Origin of the sequence: Burkholderia sp. SIMBA_062, from assembly GCF_046534765.1 — a bacterium.
GTDB classification, from domain to species: Bacteria; Pseudomonadota; Gammaproteobacteria; order Burkholderiales; family Burkholderiaceae; genus Burkholderia; species Burkholderia ambifaria.
The window spans coordinates 1-278 of the sequence record NZ_JAWRYD010000216.1 but is presented as its reverse complement, the minus strand read 5'-3'; the positions used below and the strand labels follow the sequence as shown (position 1 = coordinate 278).

Genomic DNA, 278 nt, shown 5'->3' with positions numbered 1-278 from the left:
CAGCAGGATTACGACGACTGGGCCGCCGCGGGCGCGACGGGCTGGCGTTTCGCCGATGTCTTGCCGTATTTCCTCCGCGCCGAAGGCAATCAGCGACTGGGCGCGCCGCTGCACGGTCAGGACGGGCCGCTCACGGTGAGCGATGGCACGCATCGTCATCCGTTGAGTCTTGCGTTCGTGAAGGCGGCGATGGAAGCGGGCGTGCCGTACACCGAGGACTTCAACGGCACCCACCAGGAAGGCGTCGGTTACTACCAGACGACGACCGAAGCGGGCCG

1 protein-coding gene is annotated in these 278 nt (G+C 66.9%); it reads left to right on the top strand.

Going from position 1 to position 278, the window contains the following annotated elements; translation table 11 throughout:
* On the top strand, positions 1–278 hold a 278-nt coding region (locus SB786_RS36100; RefSeq protein WP_410731559.1), incomplete at both ends, for a GMC family oxidoreductase N-terminal domain-containing protein.